The organism is Kitasatospora sp. NPDC059722 (genome assembly GCF_042733235.1).
Taxonomy (GTDB): Bacteria; Actinomycetota; Actinomycetes; order Streptomycetales; family Streptomycetaceae; genus Kitasatospora.
The window spans coordinates 35046-54689 of the sequence record NZ_JBHWGD010000037.1 but is presented as its reverse complement, the minus strand read 5'-3'; the positions used below and the strand labels follow the sequence as shown (position 1 = coordinate 54689).

General features: G+C 71.1%; 15 protein-coding genes and 1 riboswitch. Of the genes, 11 read left to right on the top strand and 4 right to left on the bottom strand.

The features are described 5' to 3' along the window. Nucleotides 1-3: 3 nt before the first annotated feature. The 3 genes from ACFV4F_RS23295 to ACFV4F_RS23285 all read right to left on the bottom strand — a co-directional run bounded on the left by ACFV4F_RS23295 (nucleotide 4) and on the right by ACFV4F_RS23285 (nucleotide 3227). Nucleotides 4-834, bottom strand: coding sequence for a carbohydrate ABC transporter permease (locus ACFV4F_RS23295; RefSeq protein ID WP_380438532.1), 831 nt, complete (start codon nucleotides 832-834; stop codon nucleotides 4-6). Then, nucleotides 831-1793 (bottom strand): carbohydrate ABC transporter permease, encoded by a 963-nt coding sequence (locus tag ACFV4F_RS23290; protein ID WP_380438603.1) that lies wholly within the window; start codon nucleotides 1791-1793, stop codon nucleotides 831-833. Before ACFV4F_RS23290 ends, ACFV4F_RS23295 begins: the two co-directional genes overlap by 4 nt. 153 nt (nucleotides 1794-1946) lie before the next feature. Beyond that, nucleotides 1947-3227: an extracellular solute-binding protein gene (locus ACFV4F_RS23285; RefSeq protein WP_380438530.1), complete on the bottom strand. Its 1281-nt coding sequence runs from the start codon at nucleotides 3225-3227 to the stop codon at nucleotides 1947-1949. Between the two features lie 337 nt (nucleotides 3228-3564). Here ACFV4F_RS23285 and ACFV4F_RS23280 point away from each other — a divergent pair, with 337 nt between their 5' ends. From ACFV4F_RS23280 to ACFV4F_RS23265, 4 genes are all read left to right on the top strand, one after another. Then, entirely contained in the window at nucleotides 3565-4356 is a 792-nt protein-coding gene (locus tag ACFV4F_RS23280; RefSeq protein ID WP_380438528.1) for a GntR family transcriptional regulator, read from the top strand. A 319-nt stretch (nucleotides 4357-4675) separates the two neighbouring features. Then, entirely contained in the window at nucleotides 4676-4951 is a 276-nt protein-coding gene (locus tag ACFV4F_RS23275) for a DUF3311 domain-containing protein (RefSeq protein ID WP_380438526.1), read from the top strand. Further along, nucleotides 4948-6564 (top strand): monocarboxylate uptake permease MctP, encoded by a 1617-nt coding sequence (gene mctP, locus ACFV4F_RS23270; RefSeq protein ID WP_380438524.1) that lies wholly within the window; start codon nucleotides 4948-4950, stop codon nucleotides 6562-6564. The genes ACFV4F_RS23275 and mctP overlap by 4 nt, the downstream gene beginning before the upstream one ends. Before the next feature lie 158 nt (nucleotides 6565-6722). After that, nucleotides 6723-7550, top strand: a complete 828-nt coding sequence (locus ACFV4F_RS23265) for a histidine phosphatase family protein (protein ID WP_380505119.1) — start codon at nucleotides 6723-6725, stop codon at nucleotides 7548-7550. Nucleotides 7551-7596: 46 nt separating this feature from the next. Here ACFV4F_RS23265 and ACFV4F_RS23260 read toward each other — a convergent pair whose 3' ends face one another. After that, a complete protein-coding gene (locus ACFV4F_RS23260) occupies nucleotides 7597-8568 on the bottom strand; it encodes a helix-turn-helix domain-containing protein (RefSeq protein ID WP_380505117.1) in 972 nt (323 codons plus the stop codon). A gap of 398 nt (nucleotides 8569-8966) precedes the next feature. Between ACFV4F_RS23260 and ACFV4F_RS23255 the strand changes: the two genes are divergently transcribed. From ACFV4F_RS23255 to ACFV4F_RS23225, 7 genes are all read left to right on the top strand, one after another. After that, nucleotides 8967-9461: a GNAT family N-acetyltransferase gene (locus ACFV4F_RS23255; RefSeq protein WP_380505114.1), complete on the top strand. Its 495-nt coding sequence runs from the start codon at nucleotides 8967-8969 to the stop codon at nucleotides 9459-9461. A gap of 87 nt (nucleotides 9462-9548) precedes the next feature. After that, on the top strand, nucleotides 9549-10658 hold the full coding sequence (locus tag ACFV4F_RS23250; protein WP_380438517.1) for a DUF2510 domain-containing protein: 1110 nt from the start codon (nucleotides 9549-9551) through the stop codon (nucleotides 10656-10658). 321 nt (nucleotides 10659-10979) lie between these two features. Beyond that, entirely contained in the window at nucleotides 10980-13007 is a 2028-nt protein-coding gene (locus ACFV4F_RS23245; protein ID WP_380505111.1) for a glycosyltransferase family 2 protein, read from the top strand. Beyond that, nucleotides 13007-14326, top strand: coding sequence for a glycoside hydrolase family 26 protein (locus ACFV4F_RS23240; protein ID WP_380438515.1), 1320 nt, complete (start codon nucleotides 13007-13009; stop codon nucleotides 14324-14326). The genes ACFV4F_RS23245 and ACFV4F_RS23240 overlap by 1 nt, the downstream gene beginning before the upstream one ends. A gap of 62 nt (nucleotides 14327-14388) precedes the next feature. Continuing rightward, nucleotides 14389-15675: a ricin-type beta-trefoil lectin domain protein gene (locus tag ACFV4F_RS23235; protein WP_380438513.1), complete on the top strand. Its 1287-nt coding sequence runs from the start codon at nucleotides 14389-14391 to the stop codon at nucleotides 15673-15675. 65 nt (nucleotides 15676-15740) lie between these two features. After that, nucleotides 15741-15885: riboswitch (cobalamin riboswitch) on the top strand. 165 nt (nucleotides 15886-16050) lie between these two features. Next, nucleotides 16051-18495, top strand: coding sequence for a ribonucleoside-diphosphate reductase subunit alpha (locus ACFV4F_RS23230; RefSeq protein WP_380438511.1), 2445 nt, complete (start codon nucleotides 16051-16053; stop codon nucleotides 18493-18495). 23 nt (nucleotides 18496-18518) lie between these two features. Beyond that, nucleotides 18519-19514, top strand: coding sequence for a ribonucleotide-diphosphate reductase subunit beta (locus tag ACFV4F_RS23225; RefSeq protein WP_380438601.1), 996 nt, complete (start codon nucleotides 18519-18521; stop codon nucleotides 19512-19514). The last annotated feature ends 130 nt before the right edge of the window (nucleotides 19515-19644 follow it).

Here is a 19644-nt window from a genome sequence, read left to right as displayed (position 1 = left end):
TTCTCAGCCCTTCACTGCGCCGTCGGTCAGACCGCTGACCGCCTTGCGCTGCAGGAAGACGAACAGGATGAGGATGGGCAGCGCGAAGAGGGTGGACGCGGCCATCGTGGCGCCCCAGTCGGTGCCGGAGTTGGTCTGGAACGAGGACAGCCACAGCGGCAGGGTCTGCGCCTGGACCTGCTTGCTCAGGATGTTGACCAGCGGGAACTCGTTCCAGGCGGTGATGAAGCCGAACAGCGAGGTCGACATCAGGCCGGGGGCGAGCAGCGGGAAGATCACCTTCACGAAGGCCTGGGTGCGGGTGCAGCCGTCCACCATGGCCGACTCCTCCAGCTCCTTCGGCACGGCGGCGATGAAGCCGCGCAGCGTCCAGATCGTGAAGGGCAGGACCATCATCATGTAGAAGGCGGTCAGCGGCACCAGGTTGTTGAGCAGGTCGCTGTCGCGGACGATCAGGTAGGCCGCGATGATCATGACCTCCCAGGGCGCCATCTGCGCGGCCATGACGACCAGCACGAAGCCCTTGCGGCCGCGGAACCTCATCCGCGCGATCGCGAACGCGGCCAGGGTGGCGATCAGCAGCGAGCCGACCACGGCGCCGGCCGTGACGATCAGGCTGTTGGTGACGTACGTCCAGAAGTGGTCGACGTGCACCGCGCGGTCGAAGTGGGCCAGCGTCCCGTCGAGCGGGAGGAAGACCGGGTCCCGGCTGACGATGTCCTTGTCCTGCTTGAAGGACGTCGAGAACATCCAGTAGACGGGGAAAAGGAAGAAGACCAACAGGACCGACGCGACGGCGTTCGGCCAGGTGCGTCCGATGAGCGAGCGCCTCACAGCTCGTCCTCCTGCTTCAGGATGATGCGGAAGTAGTAGGCCATCAGCAGGCTCAGCATCAGGATGGTCAGGACCGCGATCGCGGATCCGACGCCGAAGCGCTGGGCGCCGAAGCCCTCCAGGAAGGCGTGGACCGGCAGGGTCCGGGTGAGTCCGTCCGGGCCGCCCTTGTTGATCAGGTAGACCTGGGTGAAGGACTTGAAGACCCAGATGACCTCGAGGAAGGTCGTGGCCAGGAAGAACGGCTTCAGGATCGGGAAGATCACCGAGCCGAAGACCTTGAAGGAGCCGGCGCCGTCCATCCGGGCGGCCTCGTAGAGCTCCTTGGGGATCGTGGTCAGGCCCGCGTAGGTGTTGAAGGCCACGAACGGGATCGACTGCCAGACGATCAGCAGGATGACCACGAAGAAGGTCGAGTACTCGCCGCTGGTCCAGCTGAAGTCGGCCATCGAGTGCCAGCCGAGCTTGTCCAGGAACCAGTTGACGACGCCGTAGTGCTGGTCGAACAGCCAGGTGTAGACGGTGGTCGCGGCGACGATCGGCATCGCCCAGGCCAGCAGCAGCGCGACGGACAGCGCGAGGCGCATCCGCTTGCCGAGCCGGTCGAGCAGCAGGCCGATCAGCGAGCCGAACACCATGATGAGGACGACGTTGACCGCGGTGAAGACCACCGTGCGCAGCGTGATCGTCCAGAACTCGGAACTGCCGAGCTGCTCGGTGTAGTTGGCGAAGCCGTTCCACTCGGTCAGGTGCTGGATGAACTGCCGCTTGTTGAGGTTCTGGAACGACACCACCGCGATCTTGAGCAGTGGCCATCCCAGCAGGAAGACGGTCGCCGCGATGGCCGGCAGCAGCAGGAGGTACGGCGCGCTCCGGGCACCCAGGCTCGGCCCGTCCGCCGGTCTGCGGCCCTTCTTCGGGGTGCGCTCGGCACCGGAAGTGGCGATCTCGTCTGTCATTGCCACCGCGGTCTTCCCTGGTTCCGGGGACTGTGTCTGCACCCGCTGCGAATGCACAGCCATCGTTCTCTCTTCCTGACAACCCGTCACGACGGACAGGCGCCGCCCACCGGCCCCCCGCCGGGAGCCGGTGAGCGACGCCGCTCGACTGCCTTACTGCTTCTGGTTGAGACGCTTGGCGATCTCGTCGTCGGCCTTCTTGGCGGCGGCGGCGTAGTCGCCGGTGAGCGCCGCGGTCAGGAAGTCCTTGATCGGGTTCGGCTCGTTCTCGACGTTGCTCCAGGTCGGCACGTTCGGGGTGGTCGCACCGTTGGCCGAGGCCGGCAGGGCGGCCTTGGCGAAGTCGCCGACGACCTGGCTGTTGAGCGAGGTCTTGTTCGGGATGAGGCCGGCGCCGGCCATCAGGCCCTCGTTCTTGTCGCTCATGGCGATCTTGAGGAAGCCCTTGGCGAGCTCGGGGTTCTTGGTCTGCTGGGCGATGGCCAGGTTCGAGCCGCCGAGGAAGACGCTGGAGGGCTTGTCCGCGGTCTTGCCGGGCAGCGGGAAGTAGCCGATCTTGTCGGCGGCCAGCTCCTCGGGCTTCGGGATCTCCCAGCCGAGGCCGATGATGGTGCCGATGTTGCCCTTGGCGAAGACGTCCTTCTGCTGCGGGGTGGCCTCGTCCTTGTCCTTCGGGGCGGTGGCCGAGTAGCTCTGCAGCTTCTTGTAGGTCTCGAAGGCCTTCTGCGCCTCGGGGGACGACAGGCCGCCGGCCCACTTGTCGCCGTCCTTCTTGGCGAACTTGCCGCCCTCGCTGGTCAGCAGGCCGAAGTAGGCGTACCACTCCTGGCCGGGCATGTAGAGCGGGTCGGTGACGCCCTGGACGGTCTTGACCTTGTCCAGGTCGGCGTAGAACTCGTCGAGGGTCTTCGGCGCGGTGGTGATGCCGGCCTTGCCCCAGATGTCCTTGTTGTAGGTCACCACGCGGTTGGTGAAGTACCACGGGGCGGCGTACTGCTTGCCGTCCAGGATCGAGGACTCGTTCAGGTTGGCGGCCCAGTCGGCGCCGCCGACGTTGGCCTTGTCCTTGGTGATGTCCAGCAGACCGCCGGTGGCCGCGTAGCCCGCCGTCTGGGTGTTGCCGATCTCCAGGACGTCGACCGAGCCCTCGGAGAGCGCGGCGGTGACCTTCTGGCCGATGCCGTTCCACTTCTGGGTCTGGATGTCGAGCTTGGCGCCCGGGTAGGCGGCGGTGAAGTCGGCCTTGACGCTGTCCTCCCAGCCCTTCGGGGCGGAGCCGTCCATCAGCCACACGGTGAGGGTCTTGCCGTCGAAGTTCTTGGCCGCCGAGGACGAACCGCTCTTGCTGTCGTCACTCTTGCCGTCCGAGCCGCAGGCCGCGAGACCCACGACCATTGCCGCGACGCCGACCGCCGCGATGAGCTGACGCTTCACGCCATCCTCCTGAGGGATGCCTGGATTGCCCCCGTCGGGTGGCAGCGGCTTACCCACGCATAGCGGGAGGAAAGGTGCCGCGGACCCCTTCGAACGGGTGGGGGGATTCGTAGTCACCGGTCTAGTGGTGTAGACCAGATGCCTGGAGCTTGGCCTAGACCAATGGGCCTGTCAACGGCTGTTCGACCGATCAGGACCACCCGTTATCAAGCCGACACCGCACATCGTTCATCGCGTGATGAGGTATTCGTTCCGTAGCCATACATGCAACGATGTGACCCGTTAACGATGTGGCGGGGCCGGTGAAGGCCCCGCGAGAAGCGGGAGAACAGGTCCGATGAGCAGCGACGGGGGAACCAGCGCCCAGGTCAACGACCCCGAGGTGAAGAACCTCGCCGCGCAGGCCGGCACCGACCCGACCGCGCGCGTGCCCAAGTACTACGGCCTCAAGCGCCACCTGCTCCAGCTCACCGAGACCCAGCCCGCGGGCACCCCGGTCCCGCCGGAGCGCGCCCTCGCCGCCCAGTTCGACACCTCCCGCACGACCGTCCGCCAGGCCCTCCAGGAGCTGGTCGTCGAGGGCCGGCTGGAGCGCATCCAGGGCAAGGGCACCTTCGTCGCCAAGCCCAAGGTCGCCCAGGCCCTCCAGCTCACCTCCTACACCGAGGACATGCGGGCCCAGGGCCTGGAGCCCACCTCGCGGCTGATCGAGATCGGCTACATCACCGCCGACGACCGGCTCGCCCCGCTGCTGGACATCAAGCCCGGCGGGCGCGTGCTGCGCATCGAGCGCCTGCGGCTGGCCAACGGCGACCCGATGGCCATCGAGGTCGCCCACCTGTCCGCCAAGCGCTTCCCGGCCCTGCGGCGCAACCTCGCCAAGCACAACTCCCTGTACGCGGCCCTGCGCGAGGTGTACGGCGTCACCGTCGCCGAGGCCGAGGAGACCATCGAGACCACCCTCGCCAACCCGCGCGAGGCCGGCCTGCTCGGCTCGGACCTCGGCCTGCCGATGCTCCAGCTCTCCCGGCACTCCTTCGACGGCGACGGGAACCCGGTCGAGTGGGTGCGCTCGATCTACCGCGGCGACCGCTACAAGTTCATCACCCGCCTGAAGCGCCCCGAATAGACCGCTCCCCCGCTCCCGAATTCCGGGCACCGGCGCACGCGCCGGTGCCCGTTTCGTCTTTACCGGCGCCCATCCGCGAACGCGCGCCGGGTGGGGGTGCCCGCACGGCGTCCGGATAGCGGGAAGTTCTGTCATTCCCAGTGACATGGATCACTCCATGGTCTAGATTGCGCAGCCGTACTGACAGCCGATCACCGATGGTGCTGCTCGGCGGGTCCCGGGGGTGCGCACGGCGTCCCGGGGGCTGCGGCGCCGACGGGGTGGACCCTGCGGAGCGGAGCCGAAGATGCCGTCTGATCCCGATGTCACCGAACATGTCATGCCCGAGCCACCGGGAGCACCGCTCCCGGTGGTGACGCCCGAGCGGGTGCTGGCCGGGCTCGCCCTGCTCGTGCCGATCGTGGCGATGCTCTGGGTGTCCTCCTACGACAAAACCGGCCCGGCGGTGGGCGGGATGCCGTTCTTCTACTGGTACCAGCTGCTCTGGGTACCGGTGTCGGCCGTGTTCACCGTCGCCGCGTACCTGCTGATCAACCGCGACGAGAAGGCCCGCGCAACCGCCCGCCGGGCCGCGAAGGCGGGTGGCGCGCGATGAAGGACGTCAACGTCCCGGCCCTGACCGTGTTCGTGCTGTTCTTCCTCCTGGTCACCGTGATGGGCTTCCTGGCCTCGCGCTGGCGCCGGGCGGACAACGCGCAGCACCTGGAGGAGTGGGGCCTCGGCGGCCGCAGCTTCGGCACCTGGGTCACCTGGTTCCTGCTCGGCGGCGACCTCTACACCGCTTACACCTTCGTGGCCGTCCCCGCGGCGGTGTACGCCACCGGCGCGGCGGGCTTCTTCGCGGTGCCGTACACGATCGTCGCCTACCCGCTGGTGTTCCTCTTCCTGCCGCGGCTGTGGTCGGTCTCCCGGGTGCACGGGTACGTCACCCCGGCCGACTTCGTGCGCGGGCGGTACGGCTCGCGGCCGCTGTCGCTGGTCGTCGCGCTGACCGGGATCCTCGCCACCATGCCGTACATCGCGCTCCAACTGGTCGGCATCCAGGCCGTGCTGGACGTGCTGGGCGTCGGCGGCGGCGCGAACGCGAACTGGTTCGTCAAGGACCTGCCGCTGTTCATCGCCTTCGGCGTGCTCGCGGCCTACACCTACTCCTCCGGGCTGCGGGCGCCGGCCCTGATCGCGTTCGTCAAGGACGCACTGGTCTACATCGTGATCATCGTCGCGGTGATCTACATCCCGATCCGGCTCGGCGGGTACGGCCACATCTTCGAGGCGGCGCACCAGAAGTTCAGCGCGCCGAAGGCGGCCGGGTCGCTGACCGTCCCCGGCGACAAGCAGTGGACGTACGCGACGCTCGCGCTCGGCTCGGCGATGGCGCTGTTCATGTACCCGCACTCGGTGACCGGCGTGCTGGCCTCCAAGTCCCGCAACACGGTGCGCCGGAACATGGCGATCATGCCGGCGTACTCGCTGATGCTGGGCCTGCTCGCGCTGCTCGGCTTCATGGCGATCGCGGCCAACGTCAGCAAGGGCGACAAGAAGTTCAACGCCCAGCTGTCGGTGCCGCAGCTGTTCGCGGACATGTTCCCGGACTGGTTCACCGGCGTCGCCTTCGCGGCGATCGGCATCGGCGCGCTGGTGCCGGCCGCGATCATGTCGATCGCGGCGGCGAACCTCTTCACCCGCAACGTCTACAAGGAGTGGCTGAAGCCCTCCGCCACCGCGGCCGACGAGACCCGGGTGGCGAAGCTGGTCTCGCTGCTGGTCAAGGTCGGCGCGCTGGTCTTCGTGCTCGGCATGGACAAGCAGGCCGCGATCAACCTCCAGCTGCTGGGCGGCCTGTGGATCCTGCAGACCTTCGTCGCGATCGTCGGCGGCCTGTTCACCCGCTGGTTCCACCACTGGGCGCTGTTCGCCGGGTGGGCGGCCGGCATGGCCTACGGCACCTGGGAGGCGTACGGGATCGCCAGCCCGGCCACCAAGCACTTCGGCGGCAACGCGGCCGAGATCCCCGGGATCGGGCAGTACGGCTACATCGGCCTGACCGCCTTCGTGCTCAACCTGGTCGTCGCCGTGGCCCTCACCCTGGTGCTGCGGGCCGTCCGGGCGCCCTACGGCCCGGACGAGACGAGGCCGGCCGACTACAGCGCCGAGACCGGCGGCGACGACGAGCCGGAGAACGCGCCGGAGCCCGTAGCGGCGCACTGATTGGCCGCGTGCGCGCCCTGTGATCGCGCCGTCTTCTCCGTGAACACTGGGAGAAGGCGGCGCGATCATATGTATGAGCGGGCGCGCACGCCGGGCACCACCAGACCGGACCGGACACCACCGGCCGGCACCTGATCGACCACGGGGAGCTCGCGGCAATGGCAGAACTCGGCACCACCCTCAACGGTCAACACCAGTCCACCCGTCCGTCCGTCGCCACACACGGCCAAGCCACGAACAGCCAGGCTTCGAACGGCCAGCCCGCGAACGGCCAGCCGCCCGCGGTGCGGCTGCCGTCCGTGCTGATCGCGACCCGGCACGGCGAGTCCACCGCCAACGTCGAGTTCCAGCTGGCCGAGGCGGCCGGCGCGCTCAGCGTGCCGATCAGCTGCCGGGACGCCGACATCCCGCTGTCGCTGCACGGGCAGCAGCAGGCGCAGGCGCTCGGCCGCTGGTGGGCCGCGCTGCCCAGCGCCGACCGCCCGCGCAGCGTGTGGTGCTCGCCGTACGTGCGCACCGCCGAGACCGCCCGGATCGCGCTCGCCCAGGCCGCCGGACTCGGCGCCGTCCCGGTCACGCTCGCGGTGCGCCACGACGAGCGGCTGCGCGACCGCGAGCTCGGCGTCCTGGAGATGCTGCCGAAGGCCGCCATCGAGGCCAAGTACCCGGAGGAGGCGGCCCGGCGGCGCAAGATGGGCGAGCTGTACTACCGCCCGCCCGGCGGCGAGTCCTGGGCGGACGTCGCGCTGCGGGTGCGCAGCCTGCTGCGGGACGTGTGCGAGGAGGAGGCCGGTCGGCCGGTCCTGCTGGTGGCGCACGACTGCACCGTGCTGATGCTGCGGTACGCGCTGGACCGGCTCACGGAGGAGCGGCTGATGACGCTCGGGCCGGTGCACAACTGTTCCACCAGCCTGTGGCGGGCCCGGGACGGGCGGCTGCGGCCGTCGCACTGGAACGAGACCGGGCACCTGACGGTGACGGACTGAGGGTGCCGGACCGACGGCGACGGACCGACGGTGCGGGCCCGGCGCGTCACTCCGGCCGGACCCCGGCGACGGCCGGCCCGGCGAAGCAGCGCCGGTAGGCCAGCGGCGTGGTCCCGAGCCGGCGCCCGAAGTGGTGGCGCAGGGCCGCCGCGTTGCCGAAGCCGCAGCGGGCGGCGATCGCGTCCACCGATTCGGTGGTGGACTCCAGCAGCCGCTGGGCGAGCAGCACCCGCTGCCCGGTGAGCCAGCGGTGCGGGGTGGTCCCGGTCTCCTGCTGGAAGCGGCGGGCGAAGGTGCGCGGCGACATGTGGACCCGGGCGGCCAGCTGCTCGACGGTGGACTCCCGGTCCAGGTGGTAGCGCATCCAGTCGAGCAACGGGGCCAGGGAGTCGCCGTCGCCCTCGGGCAGCGGGCGGTTCACGAACTGGGCCTGCCCGCCCTCCCGGTGCGGGGCCACCACCATCCGGCGGGCGATCGCCCGGGCCACCTCGGCGCCCTGCAGCCTGCGCACCAGGTGCAGGCAGGCGTCGATGCCGGCGGCCGTCCCGGCCGAGGTGATCACCGGGTCGTCGTCGACGTAGAGGACGTCCGGCTCGACCCGGGTCTTCGGGAAGCGCTCGGCGAGCTCCTCGGTGTGCCGCCAGTGGGTGGTGGCGCAGCGGTCGTCCAGCAGTCCGGCCGCGCCGAGCACGAAGGCACCGCTGCAGATGGAGAGCACCCGGCCACCGCCGGCGACCGTCGCCCGCAGCGCCTCCAGCAGCGGTTCCGGGTAGCGCGGACGGATCGCGGAGGCGGTGACGATCACCAGGTCGGCGCCGGCCAGCCGCTCCGGGCCGTGCGGGACGTCCATCGAGAAGCCCGCGTGGGTGCGGTGCGGGCCCGGACGGGCGCCGGCCAGTGCGAAGTCGTACCCGGGCAGGCCGTCGCCGGTGCGGTCCAGGCCGAACACCTCGCAGGCGACGCCGAGCTCGAAGGGGTGGATGTCCTCCAGCACGACCGCGACCACGTTCCTGAGCATGCGGATCAGCATGCCCGGCGGACCTCGGCCGACGGAAGAGCCGCGTGGCAGGAATTCGAGGCAAACGGTCGTTCCTGCCACTCGTGGGCACCCGCACGGTCCGGCCAGGGTGGAGCCATGGACTCCGAAACGATCGCGAGCGCAATCGCCCTGGCCGGCGCCGTCGGCGGGTTCGGCCTGCTCGGCACCCTGATCGGCCGCGAGGTCTCCCGCGGCGCCGCCGCCGGCCGCGACAACTGGCACCGCGCCGGCGGCTACCCGGCCGGCCCGGAACGCCTCGACCGCCTGTACGGCACCATGCCCGCCGCTTCACTGCGCCCGTCGGCGGACCCGGCCGTCCTACCGGTCCGCGCGACCCCCGGGATCAGGACCGCGCACGGCTCCGGCACACTTTCCACATGGACATCGTCATCCGCCCGGCCCGCGAGGAGGACCTCGCCGACGCCGGCCGCATCACCGTCGAGGCGTTCGTCGGCGACGGCCACACCGCGCCCGACAGCAGCTACGTCGAGCTCCTGCGCGACGCCGGCCGCCGCGCCCGGGAGGCCGAGCTGCTCGTCGCGGTCGACGTGGCCGGCGGACGGGTCCTCGGCTGCGTGACCTTCGCGGTCGGCGGCACCGAGTGGGCCGACATCGCCGTCCCGGGCGAGGGCGAGATCCGGATGCTCGCCACCGCGGCGGCCGCCCGCGGGCGGGGTGTCGGCGAGGCCCTGGTGCGCGCCGCCCTGGCCCGCACCCGCGAACTCGGACTGGCCGGGATGGCGTTCTCCACCCAGCCGCGGATGACGGCCGCCCACCGCATATACGAGCGGGTCGGGTTCCGGCGCGCACCCGAGCGCGACTGGGCGCCCTTCCCGGGCATGGACCTGATGGTGTACGCGATGGCCTTCTGACGGCGTTCCGGCAGCGTGCGCGGCTGGTGGCCGAAGGCCGGTGACTTGAAATGACCATCCGATAGGGACACTGCTAGGATCCGCCGCATGACGACGGGGAGTGCGCCTAGCGGCTGGTATGACGACCCTTCCGGCCAGCCCAACACGCTGCGCTGGTGGGACGGTTCCACCTGGACCGACAAGATTCAGGCCAAGCCCGGAGGCGCCCCGGGCGCCCCCGCGGACGCGGCGGCCCCGACGGCCGTCTCACCGGCGCCGGGCCCGGCCGCAGCGCCGCCCACCCCGACCATGCCGTCCCTGCCGACCCAGACCGCCACGTCGGGCCCGCAGTCCGGCCCGGCCGCCCGGCCCGCGCCGGCCCCGCAGCCCGTCCAGCCGCAGGTCCAGCAGCCCGCGCCGCAGCCGAACCCGCTGTCCGGTCCCGCCGCGTCCGCGCCGCAGCCGATCCCGACCTCGGTGGTCTTCGAGACCGTCGACCCGAAGCGCGGCAAGAACCGGATCCTGCTGGCCGTCGGCGCCGTGGTGCTGTCCCTGGCGATGGCCGGCGCCGGCTACGTGGTCGGGCACAAGACCGGCGGCTCCCCAAAGGCCTCGGCGAGCACCGCGCCCGCGGCCGCCGGCGACCCCAAGAGCCCGAACGGCTTCATGGGCACCGCACTGACCGGCGGCCAGCCGCTCGCGGGCGGGCGTCAGGTGACCGGCCAGGACGGCAAGATGAACTTCATGGTGCCGCAGGACTGGCAGGTCCAGAACGACGCCAAGACCCCGACCGACGTCCGGTACGCGGTCAACCCGTACGCCTGCGTCGGCCACGGCAACGGCGCCTGCACGCGCGGCATCGTCGTCCAGAACCTCCGGGTGTTCAACGGCGGCTGGTCCGACCCCAAGTCCCTCGTGCTCGGCATGGGCCAGCTGCTCTACAACACCCGCTACGGCTCGGACGCGCCCAGCCCGCCGGAGCCGGTGAAGCAGTCGGCCGTCAAGATCCAGGGCCTGGACGGCTACCTCGCCCTGTGGCACGTGCCGATGTCCAGCGGCTCCTCGACCCCGGACAGCTACTGCGGCGTCCTGGAGGTCACCCCGGCGGCCGGCGCGACCACCGTCCCGGTGCTGCAGATCTGCCTGGACCAGGCGGCGGAGGCCCCGCCGCTGACGGTCATGGACCAGATCGCGAACTCCGTCAAGATCACGCCCTGACCGGTGAAACTCCCCGCAGGCCCCGCCCCTCCCGGCGGGGCCTGCGGCGTTTCGCGCCGCGGCGACCGCCGGACCCCGGCTGTGGCCGGCCCACCGCTGCCCGTATGCTGACCGCTTGAACGACAATCCGACCCCAGGTATAACGTGTCGGTCCCGCCGAACCGTTCAGCAACGGGCGGGTGACCACGGCCCACGGGCGTCGACAAGGCAGGAAACCAACGGCTCCGGTGCGACGGGGCGTTGTATGGGGGAATACCGGTGGACTCCACCAACGAACATGCGGCGAACCGGACCGGCCGGGGACGAGGACGCCACGGACGCGTGCTTCCCCGGGCCCGCCACGAACGCCGGCTCGTGCGCCGCGACGTGCGCAACAGCGCCGCCCAGCGCGCCTACATAGCCGGCGCCGACGCGACCGGCCCGCTGTCCCCGGGCGAGGACGGCGCCGCCGTGCGCTACCGCTCGGTGTCCTCCCGCGGCGTCAAGTTCGTGATGACCGTCCTGGTCACGGTCAACGCGCTGGCCGGCCTCGCCTTCGTCGGCTGGCTGCTGCTGCCCGAGCACATCCCCGGCTCCGGCGTGGGCTGGTCCCCGGACTGGCGGATCAACCTCGCGCGCATCTGCTTCTGCGCCGTCATCACCGTCGAGGTGATCCGGCTCGTCCAGAACCTCGCCGTCTGGGTCTTCGCCTTCCGCGCCAAGGACCCCCTGCCGGTCACCCCGCCGCCCGGCCTCAAGGTCGCCGTGCTCACCACGATCGTGCCCTCCAAGGAGCCGATCGAGATCGTCGAGCGCACCCTCGAAGCGATGCTGCGCATCGAGTACGACGGCCAGGTCGACGTCTGGATCCTCGACGAGGGCGACGACGACCGGGTCAAGGAGATGGCCGCCCGCCTCGGCGTGCACCACTTCAGCCGCAAGGGCCGCCCCGAGTACAACCAGGCCGAGGGCGAGTTCCGGGCCAAGACCAAGTCCGGCAACCACAACTCCTGGCGCGCCGAACACGAGCACGGCTACGACGTCGTGGCCCAGATGGACCCCGACCACGTCCCGCTGCCCTGCTTCCTGGAGCGCACCCTCGGCTACTTCCGCGACCCCGACACCGCGTTCGTCGTCGCCCCGCAGGTCTACGGGAACATGTACGACAACTGGGTCGCCCACGGCGCCTCCGTGCAGCAGTACCTGTTCTCCGGCCTGGTCGAGCGCGGCGGCAACGGCATGGACGCGCCGCTGCTGATCGGCACCAACCACCTGTACCGGCCCACCGCGTGGCAGCAGATCGGCGGCTACCAGGACTCGATCATCGAGGACCACCTGACCAGCATGCGGATCCAGGCCACCGTCAACCCGGCCACCGACCGCCGCTGGAAGGGCGTCTACACCCCCGACGTCCTCGCCGTCGGCGAGGGGCCGACCTCCTGGACCGACTACTTCAACCAGCAGAAGCGCTGGGCCTACGGCATCTGGGAGATCCTGCTCAAGAGCCGCCTGCGCTCGGGCCTCAAGCTGCGGCTGCGCCAGCGCGTGCTCTACGGGCTCGTCCAGTTCTACTACCCGAGCGTCGCGGTCAACACCGTCCTCGGCAGCCTCGCCACCTCCGTCTACCTGGCCCTCGGCGTCACCTCCATCCACCTCAACAGCACCCACTGGATGGCCCTGTGGGGTGCCAGCATGGGCAGCTGGTTCGTGCTGTGGCTGTGGCTGCGCCGGTTCAACCTGGCCGCGCACGAGCGGCGCGAGATCGGCATGGCCGGCATGGGCCTGGCCCTGTTCGCCGGCCCGGTGTACGTCGCCGCGGCGCTCGCCGCGCTGCTGCGCCGGCCGCTCGCGTACGCCGTCACCGCCAAGGGCGACCTGCGCAGCGCCGAGTCGCTCTCGACGTTCCGGCTGCACCTGCTGTGGGCGGCGGTCGCGGGCGGGCTGCTCGGGGCGAGCTTCACGCTCCACCACGACATCTGGATCCTGCGGTTCTGGGCGGTCGTCAGCCTGTTCACCGGGGTCGCGCCGCCGGTGATCTCCTTCGTCAGCGGCCGCCGCGAGGCCCGTGCCCAGCGCGCCGCCGAGGCCAAGGCCGCCGAAGCCGCCGAGGCCGTCGCGGCCGTCGAGGCCGTCGAGGCCGTCGAGGCCGTCGAGGCCGTCGAGGCCGTCGAGGCCGTCGAGGTCCCGGAAGCCATCGCCGTCCCCGCGGCCCCCGCAGCGCCCGAAAGCGAGGAGTCGCCCGCCGCCCGGCCGGTGCCGACGCAGCGCCGCCGGCCCGCGCGCGCCGAAGAGGCCGACACCGCCGAGGAGTTCGAGGAGCTGCTGGAGCCTGCGCGGGCCGGCGGCCGCCGTGAGCAGGAGGGCCGCTGATGCTGCGGATCACCGTCCCCCGGATCGCCGCCCTGGTCGCCCTGGCCCTGATGGTCGGCTACACCTTCGTGCTCGCGCCCCGGCTGTCGCGGGGCCACGACCAGGACCCGTACGGCTTCGCCGGCGCCGCCCCGACCGCGATGCCGACCTGGCTCACCAGCGCCCTGGCCGCGCCCCCGACCGCCACCCCCGCGACGGCCTCCCCCGGCGCGAGCGCCGTCCCGGCCCCGACGCCCGCCCCGGCGCCGCAGTTCCCGCCGGCCGGCGAGGCGTTCACCGGCATCATGACCAAGACCGGCCCGTACGACCTCTCCCCGCTCGACGAGTTCACCTCCGCCGTCAAGCACCAGCCGAACGTCCTGGAGTTCTCGGTCGGCTGGTGGGACCGCAAGTTCGACCGCCGGGTCTTCGACACCGTCGCCCAGCGCGGCATCATGCCGATGGTCGCCTGGGAGCCGTGGGACTACCGCAAGGAGGCCAAGGAGGACAAGCTCCGCGGCGAACAGCCGGAGTACGCCCTCTCCAACATCATCGACGGCAGGTTCGACGACTACATCAAGACCTGGGCCGAGGGCGTCAAGGGCCTCGGCTACCCCGTCGCGCTGCGCTTCGCCCACGAGATGAACGGCTACTGGTACCCGTGGGCCGAGCAGTCCAACGGGAACAAGAAGGGCCAGTACGTCGAGGCCTGGAAGCACGTCCACGACATCTTCAAGCAGGTCGGCGCGACCAAGGTCACCTGGGTGTGGAGCCCCAACGTCGACTACGAGAACGCCACCAGCCTCAACACGCTCTACCCCGGCGACGACTACGTCGACTGGATCGGCCTGTCCGGCTACTACGGCACCACCGGCGTCGAGAAGTACAAGTCCTTCGACCAGATCTTCCAGCCGACGATCAAGGAGCTCCGGGGCTTCACCCAGAAGCCCGTCGTGATCACCGAGACCGGCGCCACCGACACCTCCGGGCTCAAGGCGCAGTGGATCGGCGAGATGTTCGCGCAGCTCCCCCAGCACCCCGACATCATCGGCGTGATCTGGTACGAGGCGCGCAAGGAGGTCGACTGGCGGGTCGCCGCGTCCGACGCGGCCGCGCAGGCGTACGCCGCCGGGGTCTCCGCGCCCCGCTACAACACGCCGTGGACCGTGCACTCGGTGCCGGCCCTGACCGCGGCGCCGCCGCCACCGCCGCCCGCGCCCTCGCCCGACCCCTCCCCGTCGCCCTCGGCCTCCCCGTCGGCCGGCAAACCGAGCCCGCCGGCCCGGAAGCCGACCGGCACGGCCACCCGGCCGCGGTCGAGCTCCACCCCCGCAGGGTGAGCGCGCCCCAGGTCCGGCCGACGGACCGCACGACCACGCAGCAGCAGGGAGGCGAGCACCCCATGACCAACCCCGCCATACCCGGCGCCGGACCCGCCGGCCGGCGCCCGTGGTGGGCGCTCGCACCGGCCGCCGTCCTCGCGCTGGTCCTGTGCGCCCTGCTGCTCCCCCGGGACCAGAAGGATCCCGCCGGACCGGTCAAGGCCGCCCCCGTGGTCACCCCGCTGCCCGCCGCGACCGCCGGCGAGCTGTGCTCCACCGCGCAGAACCGTTACCCCTCGCAGACCGTGGACTCCGGCCGCTACCTGATCAACCCCAACGAGTGGAACGCCACCGGGGGCCTGTGCATCAGCAGCACCGACGGCGCCACCGGCTTCAAGGTCACCCGCAGCGGCGTCGGCCCGGCCAGCCTGACCGACCCGCTGCGCGGCCCCGGCGCGTACCCGCACATCAGCACCCAGTTCCAGCCGGGCACCGGGCCGCTGCCGATCCCCGTCAACAACCTGCGCTACGCGACCAGCAGCTGGCACACCACCCAGGTCGACTCGGGCGTCTACAACGCCTCGTACGACATCTGGTACAGCAACAGCCGCACCAGCTGCTCGTTCACCGAGAGCGCCGAGCTGATGATCTGGCTGCGCGGCAACGGCAAGACCCCCTTCGGCGACGAGGCCGGCGAGCTCAAGGCCGGCGGCACCTCCTACCGCGTGTTCCAGGCGCCGAAGACGGGCAGCCACACCCTGATCACCTACGAGATGGCCACCAGCACGGCCTCCGTCACCGACCTGGACCTGCGGGCCTTCACCCGCGACGCCGTCCAGCGCGGCTACGTCCCGGCCGGCTCCTACCTGTGCGCCGTCCAGGCCGGCTTCGAGATCTGGGACGGCGGCGCCGGGCTCGGCAGCGACTCGTTCTCCTTCCAGGCCGCCGCCGGGCAGCCCAGCGGCGCGATCACCTCGGCCCTGCCGGGCCTGTGCCTGGACAGCCGGGTCGGCGGCGACCCGGCGGCGGTCGGCGCGGGCACCTGCGACGGCTCCCCGGCCCAGACCTGGACGATGGCGGACGACGGCTCGATCGGCCAGTCCGGCCGCTGCGTCGAGGACCCCGCGATCGGCTTCCCCGTCCTCACCGCGTGCACCGCGCGGCCCGACCAGCGCTGGCGGGTGACCCCGACGGGACAGCTCGCGAACCAGGACTCGGGGCGCTGCATCGACAACCCGGCGAACCCGGCGGCCCCCTCGGGGACCTCTCCGGGCGCTTCTCCGGGAACGGCCGCGAGCGGCGCGACGCAGGTGCGGATGCGCCCGTGCGACACCCGCACGAGCCAGGAATGGCACCCCCCGGCCTGAGCAGTTTATCGCACGCTGGCTCGAACAACTGTGCCGCGCGACACTACATGTGGGGCTGCATCGGATTCCCGGCACTAGATGTATGCTCATCCCTGCTGTCGACGCAGGGGAACCCGGTGCGAGTCCGGGACTGCCCCGCAGCGGTGTGCGGGCGGCTCAACAGAGCCTCTCCCGCGAGTCCGAGTACCTGCCGACGGCGTGCAGAGGCCCTCCCGCAGAGGCCGGCAGCACACGCAGTACGTTCCGAGCCTCGCGGGCGGGCCGGGGATGACACCGTCGTGCGACGCACCCTTGCGTGCCCGCGCGCGTGCGCCCCTGCCCCGAACGGCCCGGTACTCCGATCACCGCCGCCGATCGCCGCCAGGAGAGAGCGCCTTGACCATCGCTGCCTCAGCCACCCTGCCCACCCAGGGCACCGGCTCCGCCCCCGCCGACCCGACGGTCTCCGACCCCGGCGGCGCGCTCCTGCGACTCCTCACCGACCGCAGCGCCGATCTCCCCCAGGTGGACCCCGGCCACGTCGCCGCCGCCGCGCTGCGCGGGCGCCACGCCGGCTCGGACTTCGCCGAGCTGCGCGGGCTGGCCGTGGACGCCGCCGCGTCGATGATCGCCGAGGACCCCCAGTACTCGAAGCTGGCCGCCCGCCTGCTCGCCCTGGAGATCGTCGACGAGGCCGTCGGCCAGGGCGCCGTCTCCTTCGCCGCCTCCGTCGCCGTCGGCCACGCCGAGGGCCTCATCGGCGACACCACCGCCGCATTCGTCGCCAAGCACGCCACCGCCCTCGACGCGCTGATCGACCCCCAGGGCGACGACCGCTTCGAGTACTTCGGCCTGCGCACCGTGCAGTCCCGCTACCTGCTGCGCCACCCGATCACCCGCAAGGTCGTCGAGACCCCGCAGCACTTCCTGCTCCGCGTCGCCTGCGGCCTGGCGGTCGGCGACAGCGAGCAGTCGGTGCGCGAGGTCGCCGAGCTGTACGGCCTGATGAGCCGTCTGGAGTACCTGACCTCCTCGCCGACGCTCTTCAACTCCGGCACCCGCCACCCGCAGATGTCGAGCTGCTACCTGCTCGACTCGCCGCTGGACAACCTCGACTCGATCTACAACCGCTACGCGCAGATCGCCCGGCTGTCCAAGCACGCCGGCGGCATCGGCCTGTCCTACTCGCGCATCCGCTCGCGCGGCAGCCTGATCCGCGGCACCAACGGCAAGTCCAACGGCATCGTCCCGTTCCTGCGCACCCTCGACTCCTCGGTCGCCGCGGTCAACCAGGGCGGCCGCCGCAAGGGCGCGGCCTGCGTCTACCTGGAGACCTGGCACGCCGACATCGAGGAGTTCCTGGAGCTGCGCGACAACACCGGTGAGGAGGCGCGCCGCACCCACAACCTGAACCTGGCGCACTGGATCCCGGACGAGTTCATGCGCCGCGTGAACGCCAACGCCGACTGGTCGCTGTTCTCCCCCGCCGACGTGCCCGAGCTCGTCGACCTGTGGGGCGAGGAGTTCGACGAGGCCTACCGCAAGGCCGAGCAGGCCGGCAAGGCCGTGCGCACCATCCCCGCGCAGACCCTCTACGCCCGCATGATGCGCACCCTCGCGCAGACCGGCAACGGCTGGATGACCTTCAAGGACGCCTCCAACCGCGCCGCCAACCAGACCGCGCTGCCGGGCCGCACGGTGCACTCCTCCAACCTGTGCACCGAGATCCTGGAGGTCACGGACGACTCCGAGACCGCCGTGTGCAACCTCGGCTCGGTCAACCTCGGCGCCCACGTGGCCGACGGGGCCTGCGTCGAGGACCTGGCCGACGCCATGGACTGGGAGCGCCTGGACGCCACCGTCCGCACGGCCGTGACCTTCCTCGACCGCGTGGTGGACATCAACTTCTACCCGACGGTCGAGGCCGGCGCCTCCAACTCCCGCTGGCGGCCGGTCGGCCTCGGCGTGATGGGCCTGCAGGACGTCTTCTTCAAGCTGCGGATCGACTTCGACTCGGCCGAGGCCGCGCAGCTGTCCACGCTCATCGCCGAGCGCATCATGCTCACCGCCTACGAGCGCTCCGCCGACCTGGCCGAGCAGCTGGGCCGCCACGAGGCGTACGGCGAGACCCGCGCCGCCCGCGGCGAGCTGCACATCGATCACTTCCCGTCGGCCGCCCCGCAGTGGGCCGACCGCTGGGAGGCGCTGCGCGCCCGCATCGCCGTCACCGGCCTGCGCAACTCGCTGCTGCTGGCCATCGCGCCGACCGCGACGATCGCCTCGATCGCCGGCGTGTACGAGTGCATCGAGCCGCAGGTGTCCAACCTGTTCAAGCGCGAGACGCTCTCCGGCGAGTTCCTCCAGGTCAACCCGTACCTGGTGCGCGAGCTCAAGGAGCTCGGCGTCTGGGACCAGCAGACCCGGGACGCGCTGCGCGACTCCAACGGCTCGGTCCAGGACTTCAACTGGCTGCCGGCCGAGGTCCGTTCGCTCTACCGGACGGCCTGGGAGCTGCCGCAGCGCGCGCTGATCGACCTGGCGGCGGCCCGCATGCCGTACATCGACCAGAGCCAGTCGCTCAACCTGTTCATGGCCGCGCCGACCATCGGCAAGCTCAGCTCGATGTACGCGTACGCGTGGAAGGTCGGTCTGAAGACCACCTACTACCTGCGCTCGCGCCCGGCGACCCGCATCGCCCAGGCCGCGCCGGGTGCCGCCCGCGCCGCCGCGCCGGTGCCCGCCAACACGATCCCGGTGGGCACGCCGACCCTCACCCCGGAGCAGGAAGCCGCCCTCGCCTGCTCCCTGGAGAACCCCGAGTCCTGCGAGGCCTGCCAGTGAGCACCACCGAGAACGACCGCAAGATGCTGCTCGACCCCGGCTTCGAACTGACGCTGCGCCCGATGCGCTACCCGTCGTTCTACGACCGGTACCGGGACGCGATCAAGAACACCTGGACCGTCGAGGAGGTGGACCTGCACTCCGACGTCGCCGACCTGGCGAAGCTCAGCGAGGGCGAGCGCCACCTGATCGGCCGGCTCGTGGCGTTCTTCGCGACCGGCGACTCGATCGTCGCGAACAACGTGGTGCTGAGCCTCTACAAGCACATCAACTCCCCGGAGGCGCGCCTGTACCTGTCGCGCCAGCTGTTCGAGGAGGCCGTGCACGTCCAGTTCTACCTGACGCTGCTCGACACCTACCTGCCCGACCCCGAGGACCGCAACGCCGCCTTCGCCGCGGTGGAGAACATCCCCTCCATCCACCAGAAGGCCCAGTTCTGCTTCAAGTACATGAACGCGGTCGACCACATCGACTCGCTGCAGACCAAGGAGGACCGCCGCGCGTTCCTCCTGAACCTGATCTGCTTCGCGGCCTGCGTCGAGGGCCTGTTCTTCTACGGCGCCTTCGCGTACGTGTACTGGTTCCGCTCGCGCGGCCTGCTGCACGGCCTCGCGACCGGCACCAACTGGGTGTTCCGCGACGAGTCCATGCACATGGACTTCGCGATGTCGGTGGTGGACACCGTCCGCGAGGAGGAGCCCGACCTCTTCGACGACGAGATGGCCAAGCAGGTCACGGAGATGCTGGAGGAGGCCGTCGAGGCCGAGCTCCAGTTCGCCCAGGACCTGTGCGGTGACGGTCTCGTCGGGATGAACACGGACTCGATGCGCCAGTACCTGGAGGCCGTCGCCGACCAGCGCCTGGCCCGCCTCGGCATGCCGATCCGCTACGGCTCGACGAACCCGTTCGGCTTCATGGAGCTGCAGAACGTCCAGGAGCTGACCAACTTCTTCGAGCGCCGGGTGAGTGCGTACCAGGTCGCCGTCGAGGGCTCGGTCTCCTTCGACGACGAGTTCTAGGCCTTCAGATACGACAGTGGTGGGGGGGGGGGGGGGGGCGGCGGGGGGGGGCGCGGGGGGGGGGGGCGCGGGCGGGGGGGGGGGCGGGGGCCGGGGGGGGGGGGGGGGCAGCTCAGCAGACACCCACACT